Origin of the sequence: Flavobacterium defluvii, from assembly GCF_900129555.1 — a bacterium.
Taxonomy (GTDB): domain Bacteria; phylum Bacteroidota; class Bacteroidia; order Flavobacteriales; family Flavobacteriaceae; genus Flavobacterium; species Flavobacterium defluvii.
In genome coordinates this window covers 95,336-114,017 of sequence record NZ_FQWC01000008.1, presented here as the reverse complement: position 1 = coordinate 114,017, position 18,682 = coordinate 95,336, and the positions used below count along the sequence as shown (strand labels likewise).

Annotated in this window: 13 protein-coding genes; 2 read left to right on the top strand and 11 right to left on the bottom strand. The window is 34.0% G+C overall.

Annotated elements, in window-relative coordinates:
* Positions 1–127 precede the first annotated feature (127 nt).
* The 7 genes from acs to BUC29_RS16695 form a co-directional block, all read right to left on the bottom strand.
* Positions 128–2,038: an acetate--CoA ligase gene (gene acs, locus BUC29_RS16725; RefSeq protein ID WP_073417321.1), complete on the bottom strand. Its 1,911-nt coding sequence runs from the start codon at positions 2,036–2,038 to the stop codon at positions 128–130.
* A 505-nt stretch (positions 2,039–2,543) separates the two neighbouring features.
* A complete protein-coding gene (gene ilvC / locus BUC29_RS16720) occupies positions 2,544–4,013 on the bottom strand; it encodes a ketol-acid reductoisomerase (RefSeq protein WP_073417320.1) in 1,470 nt (489 codons plus the stop codon).
* A gap of 87 nt (positions 4,014–4,100) precedes the next feature.
* Positions 4,101–4,622: an acetolactate synthase small subunit gene (ilvN, locus tag BUC29_RS16715; RefSeq protein ID WP_073417319.1), complete on the bottom strand. Its 522-nt coding sequence runs from the start codon at positions 4,620–4,622 to the stop codon at positions 4,101–4,103.
* An 87-nt stretch (positions 4,623–4,709) separates the two neighbouring features.
* Positions 4,710–6,404: a biosynthetic-type acetolactate synthase large subunit gene (gene ilvB / locus BUC29_RS16710; protein ID WP_073417318.1), complete on the bottom strand. Its 1,695-nt coding sequence runs from the start codon at positions 6,402–6,404 to the stop codon at positions 4,710–4,712.
* Positions 6,405–6,462: 58 nt separating this feature from the next.
* On the bottom strand, positions 6,463–8,136 hold the full coding sequence (ilvD, locus tag BUC29_RS16705; RefSeq protein WP_073417317.1) for a dihydroxy-acid dehydratase: 1,674 nt from the start codon (positions 8,134–8,136) through the stop codon (positions 6,463–6,465).
* A 267-nt stretch (positions 8,137–8,403) separates the two neighbouring features.
* On the bottom strand, positions 8,404–9,522 hold the full coding sequence (gene leuB, locus BUC29_RS16700; RefSeq protein WP_073417316.1) for a 3-isopropylmalate dehydrogenase: 1,119 nt from the start codon (positions 9,520–9,522) through the stop codon (positions 8,404–8,406).
* A gap of 75 nt (positions 9,523–9,597) precedes the next feature.
* Positions 9,598–10,773, bottom strand: a complete 1,176-nt coding sequence (locus BUC29_RS16695; RefSeq protein ID WP_073417459.1) for a 2-isopropylmalate synthase — start codon at positions 10,771–10,773, stop codon at positions 9,598–9,600.
* A gap of 155 nt (positions 10,774–10,928) precedes the next feature.
* On the opposite strand from BUC29_RS16695, the gene BUC29_RS16690 reads away from it, so the two are divergent.
* Positions 10,929–12,473 carry a hypothetical protein gene (locus tag BUC29_RS16690; protein WP_073417315.1) on the top strand — a complete coding sequence of 515 codons (1,545 nt, stop codon included), beginning with the start codon at positions 10,929–10,931 and terminating at the stop codon, positions 12,471–12,473.
* 203 nt (positions 12,474–12,676) lie between these two features.
* Here BUC29_RS16690 and BUC29_RS16685 read toward each other — a convergent pair whose 3' ends face one another.
* Positions 12,677–14,332: a M1 family metallopeptidase gene (locus BUC29_RS16685; RefSeq protein WP_073417314.1), complete on the bottom strand. Its 1,656-nt coding sequence runs from the start codon at positions 14,330–14,332 to the stop codon at positions 12,677–12,679.
* Positions 14,333–14,479: 147 nt separating this feature from the next.
* A complete protein-coding gene (locus BUC29_RS16680) occupies positions 14,480–16,135 on the bottom strand; it encodes a M1 family metallopeptidase (RefSeq protein ID WP_073417313.1) in 1,656 nt (551 codons plus the stop codon).
* Positions 16,136–16,253: 118 nt separating this feature from the next.
* Here BUC29_RS16680 and BUC29_RS16675 point away from each other — a divergent pair, with 118 nt between their 5' ends.
* Positions 16,254–16,952: a carbohydrate-binding family 9-like protein gene (locus BUC29_RS16675; RefSeq protein ID WP_073417312.1), complete on the top strand. Its 699-nt coding sequence runs from the start codon at positions 16,254–16,256 to the stop codon at positions 16,950–16,952.
* Between the two features lie 191 nt (positions 16,953–17,143).
* On the opposite strand, the gene hisIE is transcribed toward BUC29_RS16675, so the two are convergent.
* Both hisIE and hisF read right to left on the bottom strand, forming a co-directional pair.
* Positions 17,144–17,746, bottom strand: a complete 603-nt coding sequence (hisIE, locus tag BUC29_RS16670) for a bifunctional phosphoribosyl-AMP cyclohydrolase/phosphoribosyl-ATP diphosphatase HisIE (protein ID WP_262489310.1) — start codon at positions 17,744–17,746, stop codon at positions 17,144–17,146.
* Between the two features lie 87 nt (positions 17,747–17,833).
* A complete protein-coding gene (hisF, locus tag BUC29_RS16665; protein ID WP_073417310.1) occupies positions 17,834–18,589 on the bottom strand; it encodes an imidazole glycerol phosphate synthase subunit HisF in 756 nt (251 codons plus the stop codon).
* Between the last annotated feature and the right edge of the window lie 93 nt (positions 18,590–18,682).

Here is an 18,682-nt window from a genome sequence, read left to right as displayed (position 1 = left end):
GTCGAAGCCCGCAAAGTGATACAGCATAAGTGACTTCGACTTCGCTCAGTCTGACAGATGAAATTTGAATATTAAAAACGAAAAAGCCTCTTGAATCAAGAGGCTTTTTCGTTTTATAATTTAAGAATTAAGCAATTCTGTCTTTACTAATTTCATCCACAATTTCCGGATTTAACAAAGTTGTAGTATCTCCAAAGTTAGAGAAATCTCCTTCTGCGATTTTACGCAAAATTCTACGCATAATTTTTCCTGAACGTGTTTTTGGTAAACCAGATACGAATTGAATTTTATCTAATTTTGCAATTGGTCCAATGTGGTCAGCAATATATTGATTGATCTCTTTTGATAAGTTTTCTTTATTTCTAACTTCTCCGGTTTCTTTTAAAATAACATAACCATATAAAGCGTTTCCTTTAATATCGTGTGGGAATCCAACAATGGCAGATTCAGCAACCGCCGGATGTTCGTTAATAGCATCTTCGATTGGAGCCGTTCCTAAATTATGTCCGGAAACAATGACAACATCATCTACTCTACCCGTAATTCTATAATAACCAACTTCATCTCTTAATGCGCCGTCTCCTGTAAAGTATTTTCCAGGAAAAGCAGAGAAATATGTTTCTTTATAACGATTGTGATCATTCCAGATAGTTCTCGCAATTCCAGGCCATGGGAATTTAATACATAAACTTCCAACTACTTGATTTCCTTCAATTTCATTACGTTTTTCATCCATTAAAACCGGCTGAATTCCCGGCAATGGTAAAGTTGCGTATGTTGGTTTTGTTGGCGTTACGAAAGCAATTGGCGAAATCATAATTCCTCCAGTTTCTGTCTGCCACCAAGTATCTACAACCGGACATCTCTTATCTCCAACGTGGTCGTTGAACCAGTGCCAAGCTTCTTCATTGATTGGCTCTCCAACTGATCCAATAACTTTAAGAGATTTTAGTGGATATTTTTGAATATAATCTAAACTTTCTTTTGCTAATGAACGAATTGCTGTTGGTGCTGTATAAAATTGTGTGATTTTATGTTTTTCGATAATATCCCAGAAACGGCTAAAATCAGGATATGAAGGAACCCCTTCAAAAATTACGGTTGTAGCACCATTTAATAATGGTCCGTATAAAATATATGAGTGTCCGGTAATCCATCCGATATCTGCTGTACACCAAAAAATATCATTTTCTTCATAACTGAAAACATTTTTGAACGTATATGCTGTATATACCATGTAACCAGCCGTTGTGTGTACCATCCCTTTTGGTTTTCCTGTTGATCCTGAAGTATATAAAATAAACAACGGATCTTCGGCATCCATAATTTCTGCTACACTATTATCAAGAGCTGCATCTAATAATGGCTGTAACCAAATGTCACGGCCTTCCTTCATGGCAACTTCTGTTTTTGTTCTTTTTACCACTAAAACTTTAGAAACCGAAGGACAAGTATCCAGAGCTTCATCTACAATTCCTTTTAAGTCAATTGTTTTGTTTCCTCTGTAACCGCCATCAGATGTGATTACCATTTTGCATTCGCAGTCATTAATTCTGGCAGAAACTGCAGAGGAAGAAAATCCTGCAAATACTACTGAGTGAATTGCTCCAATTCTGGCACATGCCAAAACAGAAACAGCCAATTCCGGAATCATTGGTAAATAAATACAAACGCGGTCGCCTTTACGAACTCCCTGCTCACGCAGTACGTTCGCCATTTTAGATACTCGTTCGTATAATTCGTTATAACTTATATGTAAGGCGCTTTCAGATGGATCATTCGGTTCAAAAATAATAGCCGTTTTTTCTCCTCTTTTGCTTAAGTGTCTATCGATACAGTTTTTGGTTATGTTAACCTTTGCGTCAGTGAACCATTTTACTTCGGCATCGGCCATATTAAAATCAACAACTTTTTCCCACTGTTGATACCAAGTAAAGTTTTCTTCGGCAATTTTTCCCCAAAATTTTCTTGGCTCTCTTATTGACTTATTGTAATGTTTAAAATATTGTTCTAAATTTTCAATTTTATAATAACTCATAGTTTTGTGGAATTTTTTTTATAAATGTATTAAATCTGCTTCTATTCTTAAAATTATTTAATTCATAAATTTTGTATAAAAAAAACATATAATAAATAAAATATACGTTTTTTTTAAAGTTATTCTAAAAAAAGACGTTTTAGAAAAAAATCTAAATCGCAAAAAAGGTATGACAAAGAAATTATCATACCTTTTTATTTAACAAATTTCAATAACAATTAATTTTGTAATTTCTGCATTACAATACTTTACCTATTTTGAAAATAGCAGCATCTTTATTAATTAAAATAGAAATTTTCAACAAGTACATTTTTGATTAAAAATATACCCCAATTTAAGGGATCAGCTTCACTTAACTTACTTATCTCACCGAAGTTAAGTGAATGCAGTATGCATCTATATCTATTTTTCTTAATAAGTGCTTACTAATTCAAAATATTAATTTAAAACATTGATACAGAGCAAATTCCACTACATTCGGAATGCGTGGAAATTCCCAAATTTATTATACAATTTTTTTCATCGCCGTCATAGACTCTCTTAACCAAGCCCCTACTTCCTCGATTGGATGCTGACGAATTTCTTTGTTAACTGCAATTAAAACATTATTATCTACTCCATTTGATGTTGAAAATGGTTTACCAATAATATTTGTTTCTACTTTTTTCATGAATTCAGCCAACAATGGTTTACATGCATGATCGAATAAATAACAACCATATTCTGCAGTATCAGAAATTACGCGGTTCATTTCGAATAATTTCTTTCTTGCGATTGTGTTTGCAATTAATGGTAATTCGTGTAATGACTCATAATAAGCTGATTCTTCGATGATTCCTGCCTCTGTCATTGTTTCAAAAGCTAACTCAACACCAGCTTTTACCATAGCAATCATCAATACTCCATTATCAAAATATTCCTGCTCAGAGATTGGAGCTTCCTGTGGAGCTGTTTTTTCGAAGTTAGTTTCTCCAGTTGCAGCTCTCCATTTCAATAAATTAACATCATCATTTGCCCAGTCAATCATCATAGTTCTAGAGAATTCTCCAGAAATAATATCATCCTGATGCTTTTGGAATAACGGACGCATGATATCTTTTAATTCTTCTGCCAATTCGTAAGCTTCAATTTTAGAAGGGTTATTTAAACGATCCATCATGTTTGTAATTCCACCGTGTTTTAAAGCTTCTGTGATAGTTTCCCATCCGTATTGAATTAATTTTGAGGCATATGCAGGATCGATTCCTTTTTCAACCATTTTATCAAAACATAAAATAGATCCAGTTTGAAGCAATCCGCAAAGAATTGTCTGCTCACCCATTAAATCTGATTTAACTTCAGCTACAAAAGATGATCTTAAAACTCCTGCTTTGTGTCCTCCAGTTGCTACAGCGTAAGCTTTTGCCTGATCTAAACCAAATCCGTTTGGATCGTTTTCAGGGTGAACTGCAATAAGTGTTGGTACACCAAAACCTCTTTTATATTCTTCACGAACCTCAGAACCTGGACATTTAGGAGCACACATAATAACTGTGATATCTTTACGAATCTGCATTCCTTCTTCAACAATATTAAATCCGTGAGAATATGCTAAAGTCGAACCTTGTTTCATTAATGGCATAATCGCGTTAACAACAGATGTATGTTGTTTATCCGGAGTAAGATTACAAACTAAATCAGCTGTTGGAATCAACTCTTCATAAGTACCTACTTTAAATCCATTTTCAGTTGCATTTTTATATGAAGCTCTCTTTTCAGCAATTGCATCTGCACGCAATGCATAAGAAATATCTAAACCTGAATCTCTCATGTTTAAACCTTGATTCAAACCTTGTGCACCACAGCCTACAATGACAACTTTTTTTCCTGCTAATGCTGAAATTCCGTCTGCAAACTCTGACTGCTCCATAAATTCGCAAACTCCAAGTTGCTCTAATTGTAATCTAAGTGGTAATGTGTTGAAATAATTTGCCATTTTGTTTTAAAATATTTAATGAAATGAAATTTAGTAATTAATTTATTTATAATTGATTGTGATGATGTAATATCACATATTAATTGTTTATTTGAAGGTTTCTAACAATGATGAAATCTCCATTTTTTCTTTAGAAACTGAAATTCTTCCCGAACGTACAAACTGCATAATGCCGTATGGTTTGAATTTTTCGTATAAATCTTCAATTTCTGAACGTCTTCCTGATTTTGAAATCACAAAGAAATCTCTTGAAACTGTTACAATCGTTGATTGACTTTCTTTGATGATATTCTGAATTTGTTTTTCATCAAATAACAAACTTGAAGCAATTTTAAAAAGTGCATTTTCTAAAAAGATTGTCTCTTCATCTGTGTGATAAAAAGCTTTTATAACTTCGATTTGTTTTTCAATCTGTCCAACAATGTTCTGAACCCATTTTTCTGTCGTATTTACAACAATGATAAATCTTGAAACATTTTCTATTTCTGATTCTGAAACATTTAAACTTAATATATTAATGTGACGCTTTAAGAATATCCCTGATATTCTATTTAATAAACCCACGTTATTTTCTGAGTATACCGATATGGTAAATGTTTTATCTTCCATGTAATTTTTGTTTAAAGTTTATTTTGTTTCAGGTTTAACGTTCCAATCTAACTTGAAACTTTTAACCTGAAACTTGAAACTTCATTTTTAGCTTAATCTAATTTCTGAAACGCATGCTCCGGTCGGAATCATTGGGAAAACATTGTTTTCTTTTTCCACCATGACTTCTAAGAAGTAAGATTCTTTTGAAGCCAGCATTTCTGCAACAGCAGCATCAAGATCTTCACGCTGTGTTACTTTTTTAGATTTAATATGATATCCTTCGGCAATGGCAACAAAATTTGGATTAATCATTTTTGTTGATGCATATCTGTTATCAAAGAATAATTCCTGCCATTGACGTACCATTCCTAAAAACTCATTGTTTAGAATAACAATTTTTACAGGAACTTGTGTCTGGAAAATAGTTCCTAATTCCTGAATGGTCATCTGGAATCCTCCATCACCAATAATGGCTACCACTTCTCGGTCTGGTTTTCCCATTTTAGCCCCAATGGCTGCCGGAAGTGCAAATCCCATTGTTCCTAATCCGCCGGAAGTAATATTACTTTTTGTCGAATTGAATTTAGCATAACGGCACGCAAACATTTGGTGCTGACCAACATCTGAAACGATAATCGCATCTCCCTTTGAATGTTTGTTGATCATTTCAATAGTTTCACCCATTGAAAGTCCAGCCGTTGATGGATTTAATTCGTCTTTAATTACTGATTCATATTCTACTTTGGCTAATTCTTTGAACTCATTGTGCCATAAATCATGAGATTTTGCATCCAATAATGGTAATAAAGCCGCTAAAGATTCTTTTACGTCTCCTAAAACAGCAATTTCTGTTTTAACGTTTTTATCAATTTCCGCAGGATCAATTTCGAAGTGAATAACTTTTGCCTGTTTTGCATAAGTGCTTAATTTACCTGTAACACGGTCGTCAAAACGCATTCCGAAGGCAATTAAAACATCACATTCATTTGTTAGCAAGTTTGGCGCATAATTTCCGTGCATTCCTAACATTCCCACATTTAAAGGGTGATCTGTTGGCAAAGCCGATAGTCCTAAAATTGTCCAGGCAGCCGGAATTCCTGATTTTTCAAGAACTGCTTTAAATTCGGTTTCAGCCTGACCTAAAATAATTCCTTGTCCGAAAACGATGAGTGGTTTTTTAGCGCTATTGATTAATGCTGCGGCTTCGGCAACTTTATCTAAATTTAATTTTGGTACCGGATTGTAACTTCTGATTCCTGTACATTTTTCATAACTAAAATCTAACTCATCAAACTGAGCGTTTTTAGTAATATCGATCAATACAGGTCCCGGACGTCCGGAACGAGCAATATAAAATGCTTTTGCAATGATTTCCGGAATTTGAGAAGCCTCTGTTACCTGAAAATTCCATTTTGTTACCGGAGTCGAAATTCCGATAATATCCGTTTCCTGAAAAGCATCAGATCCTAATAAATGTCTTCCAACTTGTCCTGTAATACAAACCATTGGAGTTGAATCGATCTGAGCATCGGCAATTCCGGTAACTAAGTTTGTTGCTCCCGGTCCAGAAGTAGCGATAGCCACTCCTACTTTTCCTGTTGCTCTTGCATAACCCTGAGCAGCATGAGTTGCACCTTGTTCATGACGAACTAAAACGTGGTGCAGCTGATCCTGAAATTTATATAATTCATCGTAAACCGGCATTATAGCTCCTCCCGGATAACCATAAATTAAGTCTACTCCTTCTTCTAATAAACATCTTATAACGGCTTCGGCGCCTGATATTCTAATTGTTCCCATTTGGTAATTTTATTGTTTAGAATTCCAAAAGCTACTTTTTGAATTCTTTTTTAGTCGATTATTTATCGGTAACACAGCCTGTTGAAGCACTAGAAACCGATCTTGCGTATTTAAGTAAAACTCCTCTGTCAACTTTTAGCGCTGGTTGAACCCAAGCCGCTTTACGAGCTGCAAATTCTTCGTCAGATATTTTCAGGTCGATCGTATTTTTTACAGCATCGATGGCAATTATATCTCCATCTTTTACTAGTGCAATACCACCTCCGTCATATGCTTCTGGTGTAACGTGTCCTACCACGAATCCGTGTGAACCTCCGGAGAATCTACCATCTGTGATAAGAGCACAGGTGCTTCCTAATCCGGCACCAATAATTGCCGATGTAGGTTTTAGCATCTCAGGCATTCCCGGACCACCTTTTGGTCCACAACCCCTGATGACGACTACATTACCCGGTTTAATTTTTCCGGCCTGTAATCCTGGAATTACTTCAAATTCTCCTTCAAAAACTACAGCTGGTCCTTCAAAATATTCTCCTTCTTTTCCGCTGATTTTTGCCACAGCACCTTCAGAAGCAAGGTTTCCGTATAAAACCTGAATATTTCCTGTTGGCTTTAAGGCTTTTTGAATTTCATGAATTACTTCTTGTCCGTCTTGTAAATCCGGAGTTGAAGCTAAATTCTCAGCAACTGTTTTTCCTGTTACAGTTAAACAATCTCCGTGAATCAATCCAACTTTCAATAAATATTTCATTACAGAAGGAATTCCTCCAACTTCGTGAATATCTTCCATCATATATTTACCACTTGGTTTCATGTCGGCAAGCACAGGAGTTCTGTCGTTAATAGCCTGAAAATCATCCAAAGTAATTGTGATACCAACAGAGTGAGCCATTGCAATTAAGTGCATAACTGCATTTGTAGAACCTCCTAAAACTGCTACGATTGTAATAGCATTTTCAAAAGCTTTGCGAGTCATGATATCTCTTGGCTTAATATCTTTTTCTAATAAAATTTTCATTGCAGCTCCGGCAGCAACACATTCTTCTCTTTTTTCCTTACTTAATGCTGGGTTTGAAGAACTGTATGGTAAACTCATTCCTAATGCTTCAATTGCAGAAGACATTGTGTTTGCTGTATACATACCACCACAGGCACCAGCACCCGGACATGCATTTTGAATTACTCCTTTAAAATCTTCCGGAGTAATTTCGCCTTTTACTTTTTTTCCTAAAGCTTCAAAAGCAGAAACAATATTTAGAGATTCACCTTTCCATTTTCCTGAGTGAATTGAACCTCCGTAAACCATCATCGAAGGGCGGTTTAATCTTCCCATTGCAATTAATGCTCCCGGCATGTTTTTATCACAGCCCGGAATTGCAATTACACCGTCGTACCACTGCGCTCCAACGACTGTTTCGATAGAATCTGCAATAACGTCACGAGAAACCAATGAATAACGCATTCCTTCTGTTCCGTTTGAAATTCCGTCACTTACACCAATGGTATTAAAAATAAGTCCGACCAGATCTGCATCCCAAACACCTTTTTTAACATCTTTTGCTAAATCATTCAGGTGCATGTTGCAAGTGTTACCATCGTAACCCATGCTCACAATACCTACTTGTGCTTTTTTCAAATCTTCTTCAGTTAAACCAATACCATACAACATCGCTTGAGCCGCTGGCTGAGTTTGATCTTGAGTGATGGTTTTGCTGTACTTATTTAATTCCATTATTGCTTGTTTTGTTTTAATTTTTATTCAAAAAAAAACCTTCCAGTATTTGGAAGGTTTATAATATAGTCTTTCAATTATATTTATACCATTCCCGATGCAGATGTGCTAAACACATTGACAACAACGACAGAAGTAATAATAATTGAGATTTGCATCTTTATTTTTTTAGTGTTACAAAAGTACGGAAACTTTAAGAACTAAAAAAATAAAATCTCAACATTTTCAATACTTCTTGTTATTTAATTCATAATTTTAATAGAAATTTTAAACTATTGTCGATTGCCCGATATGAACATTGTCATTTCTGAAATATAACAGGTCATCTTTGCTGAAAATCACATTTGAAACAAACTCCCCTACTTCATTTGTACCGAATTTTGAATCTGGTTTTAAATCAACTGTAACTACTTTATATTCAATTGCTTTTTCAATAGCTTTGTAAATCATATTGGCCTCTGTAAATAATCCGAAATGTTCTAATAACATTGCTGCTGATAAAATAGAAGCAATTGGGTTAGCAATATTTTTTCCTTTTGCCTGAGGATAAGATCCGTGGATTGGCTCAAAAAGTGCATTTTTTTCTCCTAAAGATGCCGAAGCCAATAAACCAATTGAACCTGTAATCACACTGGCTTCATCTGATAAAATGTCTCCAAATAAATTTTCTGTCAAAATCACATCAAATTGTTTTGGATTTAAGATGATTTGCATTGCTGCGTTATCTACAAATAAAAAGTCTAAAAGAACATCAGGATAACTTTCGCCAACTTTTTGAACTACTTTTCTCCATAATCTGGAAGTTTCCAAAACATTCGCTTTGTCAACCATAGTTAACTTTTTGCGTCGGTTTTGTGCCGATTTAAAAGCTAAGTGTGCAATTCTGGTGATTTCTTCTTCTGAATATTCACATAAATCCGAAGCATGTGTTCCTTCTTCATTCAAAGTTTTAGCTCCAAAATAAGCTCCGCCTGTTAGTTCTCTGAAAATAGTAAAATCTGCACCTTCAATAATTTCTCTTTTTAGAGGAGATGCTTCTACCAATGCTTTATAAGGTTTTATTGGGCGAATGTTGGCAAACAATCCTAATTCTTTACGAAGTTTCAATAATCCCTGCTCCGGACGAACTTTTGCGTTTGGATTATTATCGTATTTAGGATCGCCAATGGCACCAAATAAAACAGCATCAGTATTTAAACAAAGATTTAAAGTCTGTTCAGGAAGAGGGTTTCCGGTTTTGTCAATGGCAACAGCCCCCATGAGAGCTTCTTCAAAAACAAATTCATGATTGTATACTTCGCCAATAGCATATAATGCTTTTTTGGCCTGTGCAATAACCTCTGGTCCAATTCCGTCTCCTGGTAAAACTGCTATTTTCAAATTCATAACGTCTCGTTCTTTATGATTTAAATCTTTATTTTTCTCTTTGTTCTATATTCTTTCTTCTATTCTCTTTTTTAACTAGCTTCTGATTAATTCGCCTTCAATTTTAGAAGCTTCGATAATCTGATGAATATCAGCATCTACTACTTCTTTTTTAATATCGGCAAATTTTAAGAACTCAATATATACAGTGTCTAATTGTGTTTTTGTCAATTCGTACCCTACTTTTTTAGCACGATATGCTAATGCTGCTCTACCGCTTCTTGCTGTTAAAATGATTGAAGATTCGTTTACACCAACATCAAGCGGATCCATAATTTCGTAAGTTGCTCTGTTTTTGATAACACCATCCTGATGAATTCCAGAACTGTGTGCAAAAGCATTTGCTCCTACGATAGCTTTATTTGGCTGTACAATCATTCCCATACTTTCAGAAACTAAACGGCTCATTTCGTTTAATTCTCTCGTATTAATGTTTGTATCTAAATTTAAGTACGGATGTTGTTTGAAAATCATAACCACTTCTTCAAGTGCTGTATTTCCTGCTCTTTCTCCAATACCATTAATAGTACATTCAATTTGTCTTGCTCCATTTATAGCTCCTGCGATTGAGTTTGCAGTTGCCATTCCTAAATCATTATGACAGTGACATGAAAGGATTACGTTTTCGATTCCTTTTACGTTTTCTTTTAAATATTTAATTTTTGCTCCGTATTCTTCCGGCAGGCAATATCCTGTTGTATCAGGAATGTTTAATACCGTTGCACCAGATTTGATAACTTCTTCGCAAACTTTTGCAAGGAAAGCATTGTCTGTTCTACCAGCATCTTCGGCATAGAATTCAACATCTTCTACATACGTTTTTGCGTGAGCTACTGCAAATTTTGCTCTTGCAATAATATCTTCCGGGGTGGTATTTAATTTGTGGAGGATATGAGATTCTGAAGTTCCGATTCCGGTATGGATTCTAGGTTTCTTAGCGTGCTTTAAAGCAGCTGCAGCAACATCAATGTCGTTTTTTACGGCTCTTGTTAGTCCGCAGACGGTTGCATTTTCTACAATTTTACAAATCTCAGAGACCGATAAAAAATCGCCCGGACTTGACACAGGAAAACCTGCTTCGATAATATCAACTCCCATTTTGTCTAGTCGCTCTGCGATAACTAATTTTTGCTTAGTATCTAACTTACATCCTGGAACTTGTTCACCGTCGCGTAAAGTGGTGTCAAAAATTTGAACTTTCTCTCTATTCATATTCATTTATTTAATGTAATTTCACATCTTGATAACAAATATATATTGTACTTTATCAGTACGAAATTCATTTTAATGAAATTATACTGTGCATAACACAATTTATAACGAGTTAAATATTTAATAACCAATAAGTTATATTATTATTTTTTACAATGGCTAACCATCAAAAAGATTTCTTATTTGTTCTGATTAAATCACTTTCCAAATCTGAAAAAAGGCAGTTTAAAATTTTTGCAAGCCGATTAGAAACAAGTTCGAATACTAAATTCATTGAATTATTCAATATTTTAGATAAATCTGAAACCTACGATGAAAAGCTTATTTTAAAAAGCGGAAGTATCAAAAAGGTACAGCTATCTAACTTAAAATCATACTTGTATAAACAAATTCTGGTAAGTATTCGTTTGAATATTCCGAGCCAGAATATTCGTTATCAATTGCGCGAACAAATCGATTTTGCCGTTATACTATATAATAAAGGTCTTTATAAACAGAGTTTAAAGATTCTCGACAAAACAAAACAGCAGGCTTTAGAGAATGACGAAAAATATATGGCGTATGAAATTGTCGAGTTTGAAAAACTAATAGAATCACAATATATTACCCGAAGTATTCAGGGCCGCGCCGATGAATTGGTTGTTCAGGCCAAAGAATTAAATTACAGAAATACTATTTCGAGCAAATTATCAAATCTTTCGCTTCAATTATACGGAATCATGCTGAAAACCGGTTACGTAAAAAATGATGAAGAGTACAGATACATTGATGATTATTTCAACAAACATATTTCTAAACTAGACGAAACTAAGTTTGGTTTCCGCGAAAAATATTGGTTTTACAATGCCAATTTATGGCGAAGCTTTCTGGTTCAGGACTTTTTAGCGAGTTATAAATTTGCTTACAAATGGGTTCAGCTTTTTTATGATAATCCGAATATGATTTATCTGAATCCGGTATTTTTTCTAAAAGGAAATCATTATTTCCTGGAATCGCTGTATATGCTGAAATATACTTCAAATTTCAAAAAATACCTTTCGCTGCTTGAAGAAACGATTGAAGATCCGAGATTTCCTGTAAATGATAATCTTGCTTCTTTGTCATTTTTATACTTATATAACAACAAACTGAACCTGCATATTCTTGAAGGTACTTTTGCTGAAAGTGAATATTTGATTCCTGAAATTTTAGAAAAACTGAAACAACACAGCGATCATCTTGATGAACATCACGAAATGTTGTTTTTCTATAAAATTGCTTCTATATATTTCGGAAATGAAAAATACAACGAATGCATCAATTACCTGGATAAAATCATCAATAATAAGAACTTGACAATGCGCGAAGATTTGATGTGCTTTGCGAGACTTTTATCTTTAATTGCACATTATGAGTTAGGAAAAGATTATTATTTGGAAAATCATCTTAAAAACACGTATAAATTCTTATTGAAAATGAATGATTTACATGAAGTTCAAAAAGAAATCATTAAGTTTTTAAGAAACCTGAATAACTTTTATCCTGCAGATATCAAGAAGGAATTCAAAAAAATGCATGCACGTTTTGTTGAACTTGAAAAGAATACTTACGAAAAAAGAGCTTTCTTGTATCTGGATATTATTTCCTGGCTTGAAAGTAAAATCGAGAATAGAAAAATTGCGGATATTATTAAAGAAAAGGCGAAACTTAACAGCCGTTGATTTAAAAATTCCAATTTTTTAAATTCCAAATTCCAACTACATACTCAATCACCTTTGTCAAAGTTTAAAACTTTGACAAAGGTTTTGCGCATATACAACAACCCCGACAGGTTTTAAAAACCTGTCGGGGTTACTGAAAAATAAAAAATCCCAAACTCCTAAAATTGGAATTTGGGATTTTTTATTTTGAAATTTTAAAAACTTTATTCTACAATATTCGAAGTCGTTACATAAAAATCTTTATCAACTTCTACTTTTCTATCTTCATTAGTTGTTTTTTCAGACTGCCATTCTGTAGTAGGTTTTAACCAGGTTTCAACACCATTTAATTTTACTCTAACCGGCATATCAAATTTCGCAACACAGTTTGTCCAGTGATATCCGAAAGTTCCGTTTTTAAACATATATTCAAAAACCGGAATTTGTGTTGTCGTTAAATATTGTGCATAAACTCTGTTGAAATTAATTCCAGATTGTTCGTTGATATAATCCTGAATTTGTTTTCCAGTAACCGTTTGGTGATAGAAAGTTTTATTCATTCCTCTTAAAATCGATTTCCATTTAGCATCGTCATTAATTACCTGACGAATCATATGCAGCATCGAAGCTCCTTTTGGATACATATCTCCAGATCCTTCATTATTTACATCATAATGCCCAATAATCGGTGTATCATTCTGAATGTTTTTTCTGCATCCAATAATATATTCAGCAGCGGCATCTTTTCCATAGTAATATTCTAAAAATAAGCTTTCAGAATAATTAGTGAAACTCTCATGCACCCACATATCAGCAATATCTTTATAGGTGATATTGTTTGCATACCATTCGTGCCCAGATTCATGAATGATGATAAAATCAAATTTTAATCCCCAGCCAGTTCCGCTTAAATCACGTCCTAAATAACCATTTTTATATTGGTTTCCGTAAGTAACAGAACTTTGGTGCTCCATTCCTAAATACGGAACTTCAACCAGTTTATAGCTGTCTTCGTAGAACGGATAAGGCCCGAACCAGTTTTCAAAAGCTTTCAGCATTTTTGGAGCATCTTTAAACTGTTCTTTTGCTGCAGCTAAATTGTCTCTTAAAACATAGTAATTACAATCTAAATTTCCTTTTTCTCCTTTAAATACTTCAGAAAAATTAACGTAATCTCCAATATTGATATTTACACCGTAATTATTGATTGGATTCGAAACATACCAATTGAAAGTTTTAGTTCCGTCTTTTTCTTTCTTAACGCTTTGTAATCTTCCATTAGAAACTTCTGTCAAGTCTCCCGGAACATTTACGCTGATCAACATATTTTCAACTTCATCATACATGTGATCTTTACACGGCCACCAAACGCTCGCACCTAAACCCTGACATGATGTAGCGATAAAATCTTTTCCATTTTTATCTTTTTTCCAGGAAAACCCTCCATCCCACGGCGCTCTTACTGCTTCTTTTGGTTTTCCTTCATAATACACTATGACTTCTTTTGTGTCCCCAACTTTCTGTTTTTCAGTTAAAGTAATAAAGAATGCATTACCGTCTCTTTCAAATTTTAATTCTTTACCATTCTGCGTTACTTTGGTAATTTTCATTGGCTCCTGCAAATCGATCTGCATTTTGTTATTTTCTGTTAAAACAGTATAACGCACAGTATTTGAACCCGAAATCGCTTTTTCTTTTGGATTAACTTTTACATCAAGATGATAGTATTTTAAATCCCACCAGGCTCTTTCTTTTGTAATGCTTCCGCGTAAAGTATCCTGATGTGTAAAAACTGTTTCTCCTTTATTAAGAAGTCCTTGGGCATTGGCAGTAAAACCAATTAAAAAAGCAGTAAAAATGCTTCCGAAGTAATTTTTCATTAGTAAAATGGTATTATTTTGAAATCAATCTGCAACAAATGTAAACATTCGAATCAAGATTTCTAAAATTTTATGATTTCTTCCTAAAAAAACAAACCCAATAAATAAGAAATTTATTGGGTTTCAATTTTTAATTATTTCCGAAGTTTAATTTGTGATATTAAATTCCGTTACATAAAAGTTTTTGTCTACAATTAAAGTTGATTTATCATCTTTTACATTTTCAGCTTTCCAGTCTGTTGTTGGTTTTAACCACGTTTCAACTCCATTTAAAGTAACTTTTAAAGGCAGATCAAAATTCTCCACACAATTAATCCAGTGATAGATCAATTTCTGGTTTTTAAAATAATATTCGAAGGTAGGAACCTGCGTTGTTCTCAAATACTGATTAAAAACCGGACTAAAATCTATTCCCGATTCTTTACATATAAAATCTTCAATTTGTTTTGTAGTAACCGTTTGATGATAAAACGTTTTGTTCATTCCTCTCAAAATTGATTTGAATTTGGCATCATCATTTATAACCTGACGAATCGTATGAATTATATTCGCTCCTTTTGGATACATATCTCCTGATCCTTCAACATTTACATCATAATAACCAATAATCGGTTTTTTATTGGTAATCACTTTTCTAATTCCTCTTATATATTCATTTGCAGCCTCTTTTCCGTAATAATATTCGATAAAAAGCGATTCAGAATAAGTTGTAAAACTCTCGTGAATCCACATATCAGCAATGTCTTTATAGGTAATATTATTTGCAAACCATTCGTGTCCAGACTCGTGAATAATAATATAATCGAATTTTAATCCCCAGCCGGTTCCGCTCATATCATTTCCTCTATAACCATTTTGAAAGTCATTTCCGTAAGTAACAGAACTTTGGTGCTCCATTCCTAAATACGGAACTTCAACCAGTTTGTAACTGTCTTCATAAAACGGATAAGGCCCGAACCAGCTTTCAAAAGCTTTCAGCATTTTTGGAGCATCCTGAAAATGTTTTTTAGCAATTTCAAGATTATCTCTCAAAACATAATAACTGCAGTCTAAATCGCCTTTTTCTCCTTTAAATTTTTCAGAGAAATTAACGTAATCCCCAATGTTGATATTTACGCCATAATTATTAATTGGGTTCGAAACGTACCAGTTGAAGGTTTTAGTTCCGTCTTTTTCTTTTTTAACACTTTGTAATCTTCCGTTTGAAACATCCATTAAATCTCCCGGAACATTCACGCTGATTAACATATTTTCAACTTCATCATACATATGATCTTTACACGGCCACCAAACGCTCGCGCCTAAGCCCTGACATGATGTTGCAATAAAATCTTTTCCGTTTTTGTCTTTTTTCCAGGAAAATCCACCATCCCAAGGCGCTCTTACCGCTTCTTTCGGTTTTCCTTCATAATAAACTATAATTTCTTTAGTATCGCCAACTTTTTGATTTTCAGTTAAAGTGATAAAAAACGCATTTCCGTCTCTTTCAAACTTTAAGTCTTTTCCGTTTTGCGTCACTTTTGTAATATTCATCGGTTCCTGCAAATCAATCTGCATTTTATTGTTTTCTGCCAAAACATTATAACGCACCGTATTTGAACCAGATATAAATTTTTCTTTTGGATTTACTTTTACATCCAAATGATAATATTTCAAATCCCACCAGACTCTTTCTTTTGTAATGCTTCCGCGTAAAGTATCCTGATGTGTAAAAACGGTTTCTGACTTATTCATAAGTCCCTGAGCATTGGCAGTAAAACCAATAAAAACAGCTGTTATAACACTCCCAAAGTATTTTTTCATTATTTATAAATTAAGTTTTGAATTAGTTATAATATTAGTATATATTTTTATTTTTTGTTACAATATTTGTATTCTTATATAGTATTGTTTTCTATTTTAGCTAAAATTTTCCTGTTTTATGAAATTTAGCACGTTTATATACCTTTTTACTTTCCTATCTTCAATTCATAATTATTCCCAGACTTTCCCTATTCCAAAAACTTCTGAAAAATTAATTATCGACGGTGATTTAAGTGATTGGAAAACGCCATTTTTAGGTCCGTTTGTAATTCATAATTCAGGAGAAAAAGCAACACAAAACACAATGGTTTCACTTTCGTGGAATGACGAAAACCTTTATATAGCTTATCGCTCTGTAGATACTAAAATAGTTGGAAAACCTCAAAAGAAAGATTCTAAAATCTATGAAAGTGATGATTTAGTCGAAGTTTTTATTGATCCGGATGGAGATGGAAAAAACTATATAGAAATTGGGGTAAATGCCTATTCTGCCAATTATGATATGCTTTTAAAATGCATTTCGCCCGAATGCGGCGGCTGGAAAACTGCAATGGATTTTAATATTGATGGATTCGAAGCTATTAGCAAAATAACTCCTGAAGGTTTTGATACCGAAATAAAAGTTCCTTTTTCAAGTCTCGAAAAGATTAAAAATGGCGGTTTTGCAAAACCAAAAACTGGCACCAAATGGAAAGCCAATACTTTTAGAATAGATTACGGTAATACGACCGAATATCTTGCATTACAGGATTATAAAAGCCAAAAATTTGGATTCCATCATCCGGAAGAATTTGCAGTTTTTGAATTTGTGGAGTAAGTCATTGCGAATGGCACACGGATGACACGGATTTGCTATGCGAAAGCGCTGATTTATACGGATTTTTATTCCCTTTATGTTGACAGTAATTTTTGTCAGACTGAGCGAAGTCGAAGTCCCGCAAAGTAATTTAGCAAACGGGACTTCGACTTCGCTCAGTCTGACAAGATTGGTTTAAAACAAAATTTGTGTTACTTCTGACGTTTCTTCAAAACTTCAACAACATCATTCAGCTGATATCCTTTTGCCTGTAATAAAATCAAATAATGAAAAAGTAAATCAGCGCTTTCGCTAAGGAATAAATCGTCGTTATCATCTTTTGCTTCGATAACTACTTCTACTGCTTCTTCACCCACTTTTTGAGCAATTTTATTGATTCCTTTTGCAAACAAAGAAGCTACGTAACTCTGTTCAGAATCAGCATTTTCTCTACGGGTTTTGATTGTATTTTCTAATTGAGAAATAAAACCATAATTTGCATCATTTGGTTCCTGCCAGCAAGTATCTGCACCTGTGTGGCATGTTGGCCCAACAGGTTTTGCCTGAATTAAAAGCGTATCGCCGTCGCAGTCATTTTTTATACTTACCAAGTTTAAAAAGTTTCCACTCTCCTCGCCTTTAGTCCAAAGTCTTTGCTTTGAACGACTAAAAAAAGTTACTTTTTGCGTTTCTATTGTTTTTTGAAGCGATTCTTCGTTCATATAACCCAGCATCAAAACATTTTTAGTTTCTGAATCCTGAATTATAGCCGGAATTAATCCGTGTGCGCTTTTGATATCGATTTCCATTTTAATTTTAGATTTTAGAGTCCAGATTTTAGATTCTCTGAATTCTTGTTATTTTAGATTAAATCTTTTCTTTCTTTTTGTCTCTTGCTTCAATTAAAGTCTCACTTCAATTCCATTGTTCTTAAGTTCCTGTTTCAAAACTTTTATCTCTATTTCTTTAAAGTGAAAAACACTCGCTGCCAAAGCCGCATCAGCTTTTCCTTTTTGAAACGAATCTACAAAATGCTGAATATTTCCTGCGCCTCCAGAAGCAATAATTGGTATATTTACTAATTCTGAAAGTTTTGCCAAAGCTTCGTTTGCAAAACCGTTTTTAGTTCCGTCGTTATCCATTGAAGTGAAAAGAATTTCTCCTGCACCACGTTCTGCGACTTCAACAGCCCAATCAAATAAGTTTAATTCTGTTGGTACTTTTCCGCCGACTAAATGCACAATCCATTGTCCGTCGATTTGTTTCGCATCAATTGCAACTACAACGCATTGGCTTCCAAATTTCTGTGCTAAATCATTAATCAATTGCGGATTTTTAACTGCCGATGAATTGATAGAAACTTTATCTGCTCCGTTATTCAGCAGAATATCAACATCTTCCACGGATGAAATTCCGCCGCCAACAGTAAACGGAATATTGATTTTTTCCGCCACGCTTCGCACCATATTTACAAGTGTTTTACGTCTTTCTTCTGTTGCCGAAATATCCAAGAAAACCAATTCATCTGCGCCTTCAGCTGAATAAATTGCAGCCAATTCTACTGGATCGCCGGCATCGCGCAAGTCAACGAAATTAACGCCTTTTACGGTTCTTCCGTTTTTTATATCTAAACAAGGTATGATTCTTTTTGCAAGCATTTTTATTTGTTGTTTCACAGAGATTCGCAAAGATTCTCAGAGCTACGCAAAATTTTGTGAATCTTTGCGTTTTGCTTTGTGCAACTTTGCGGA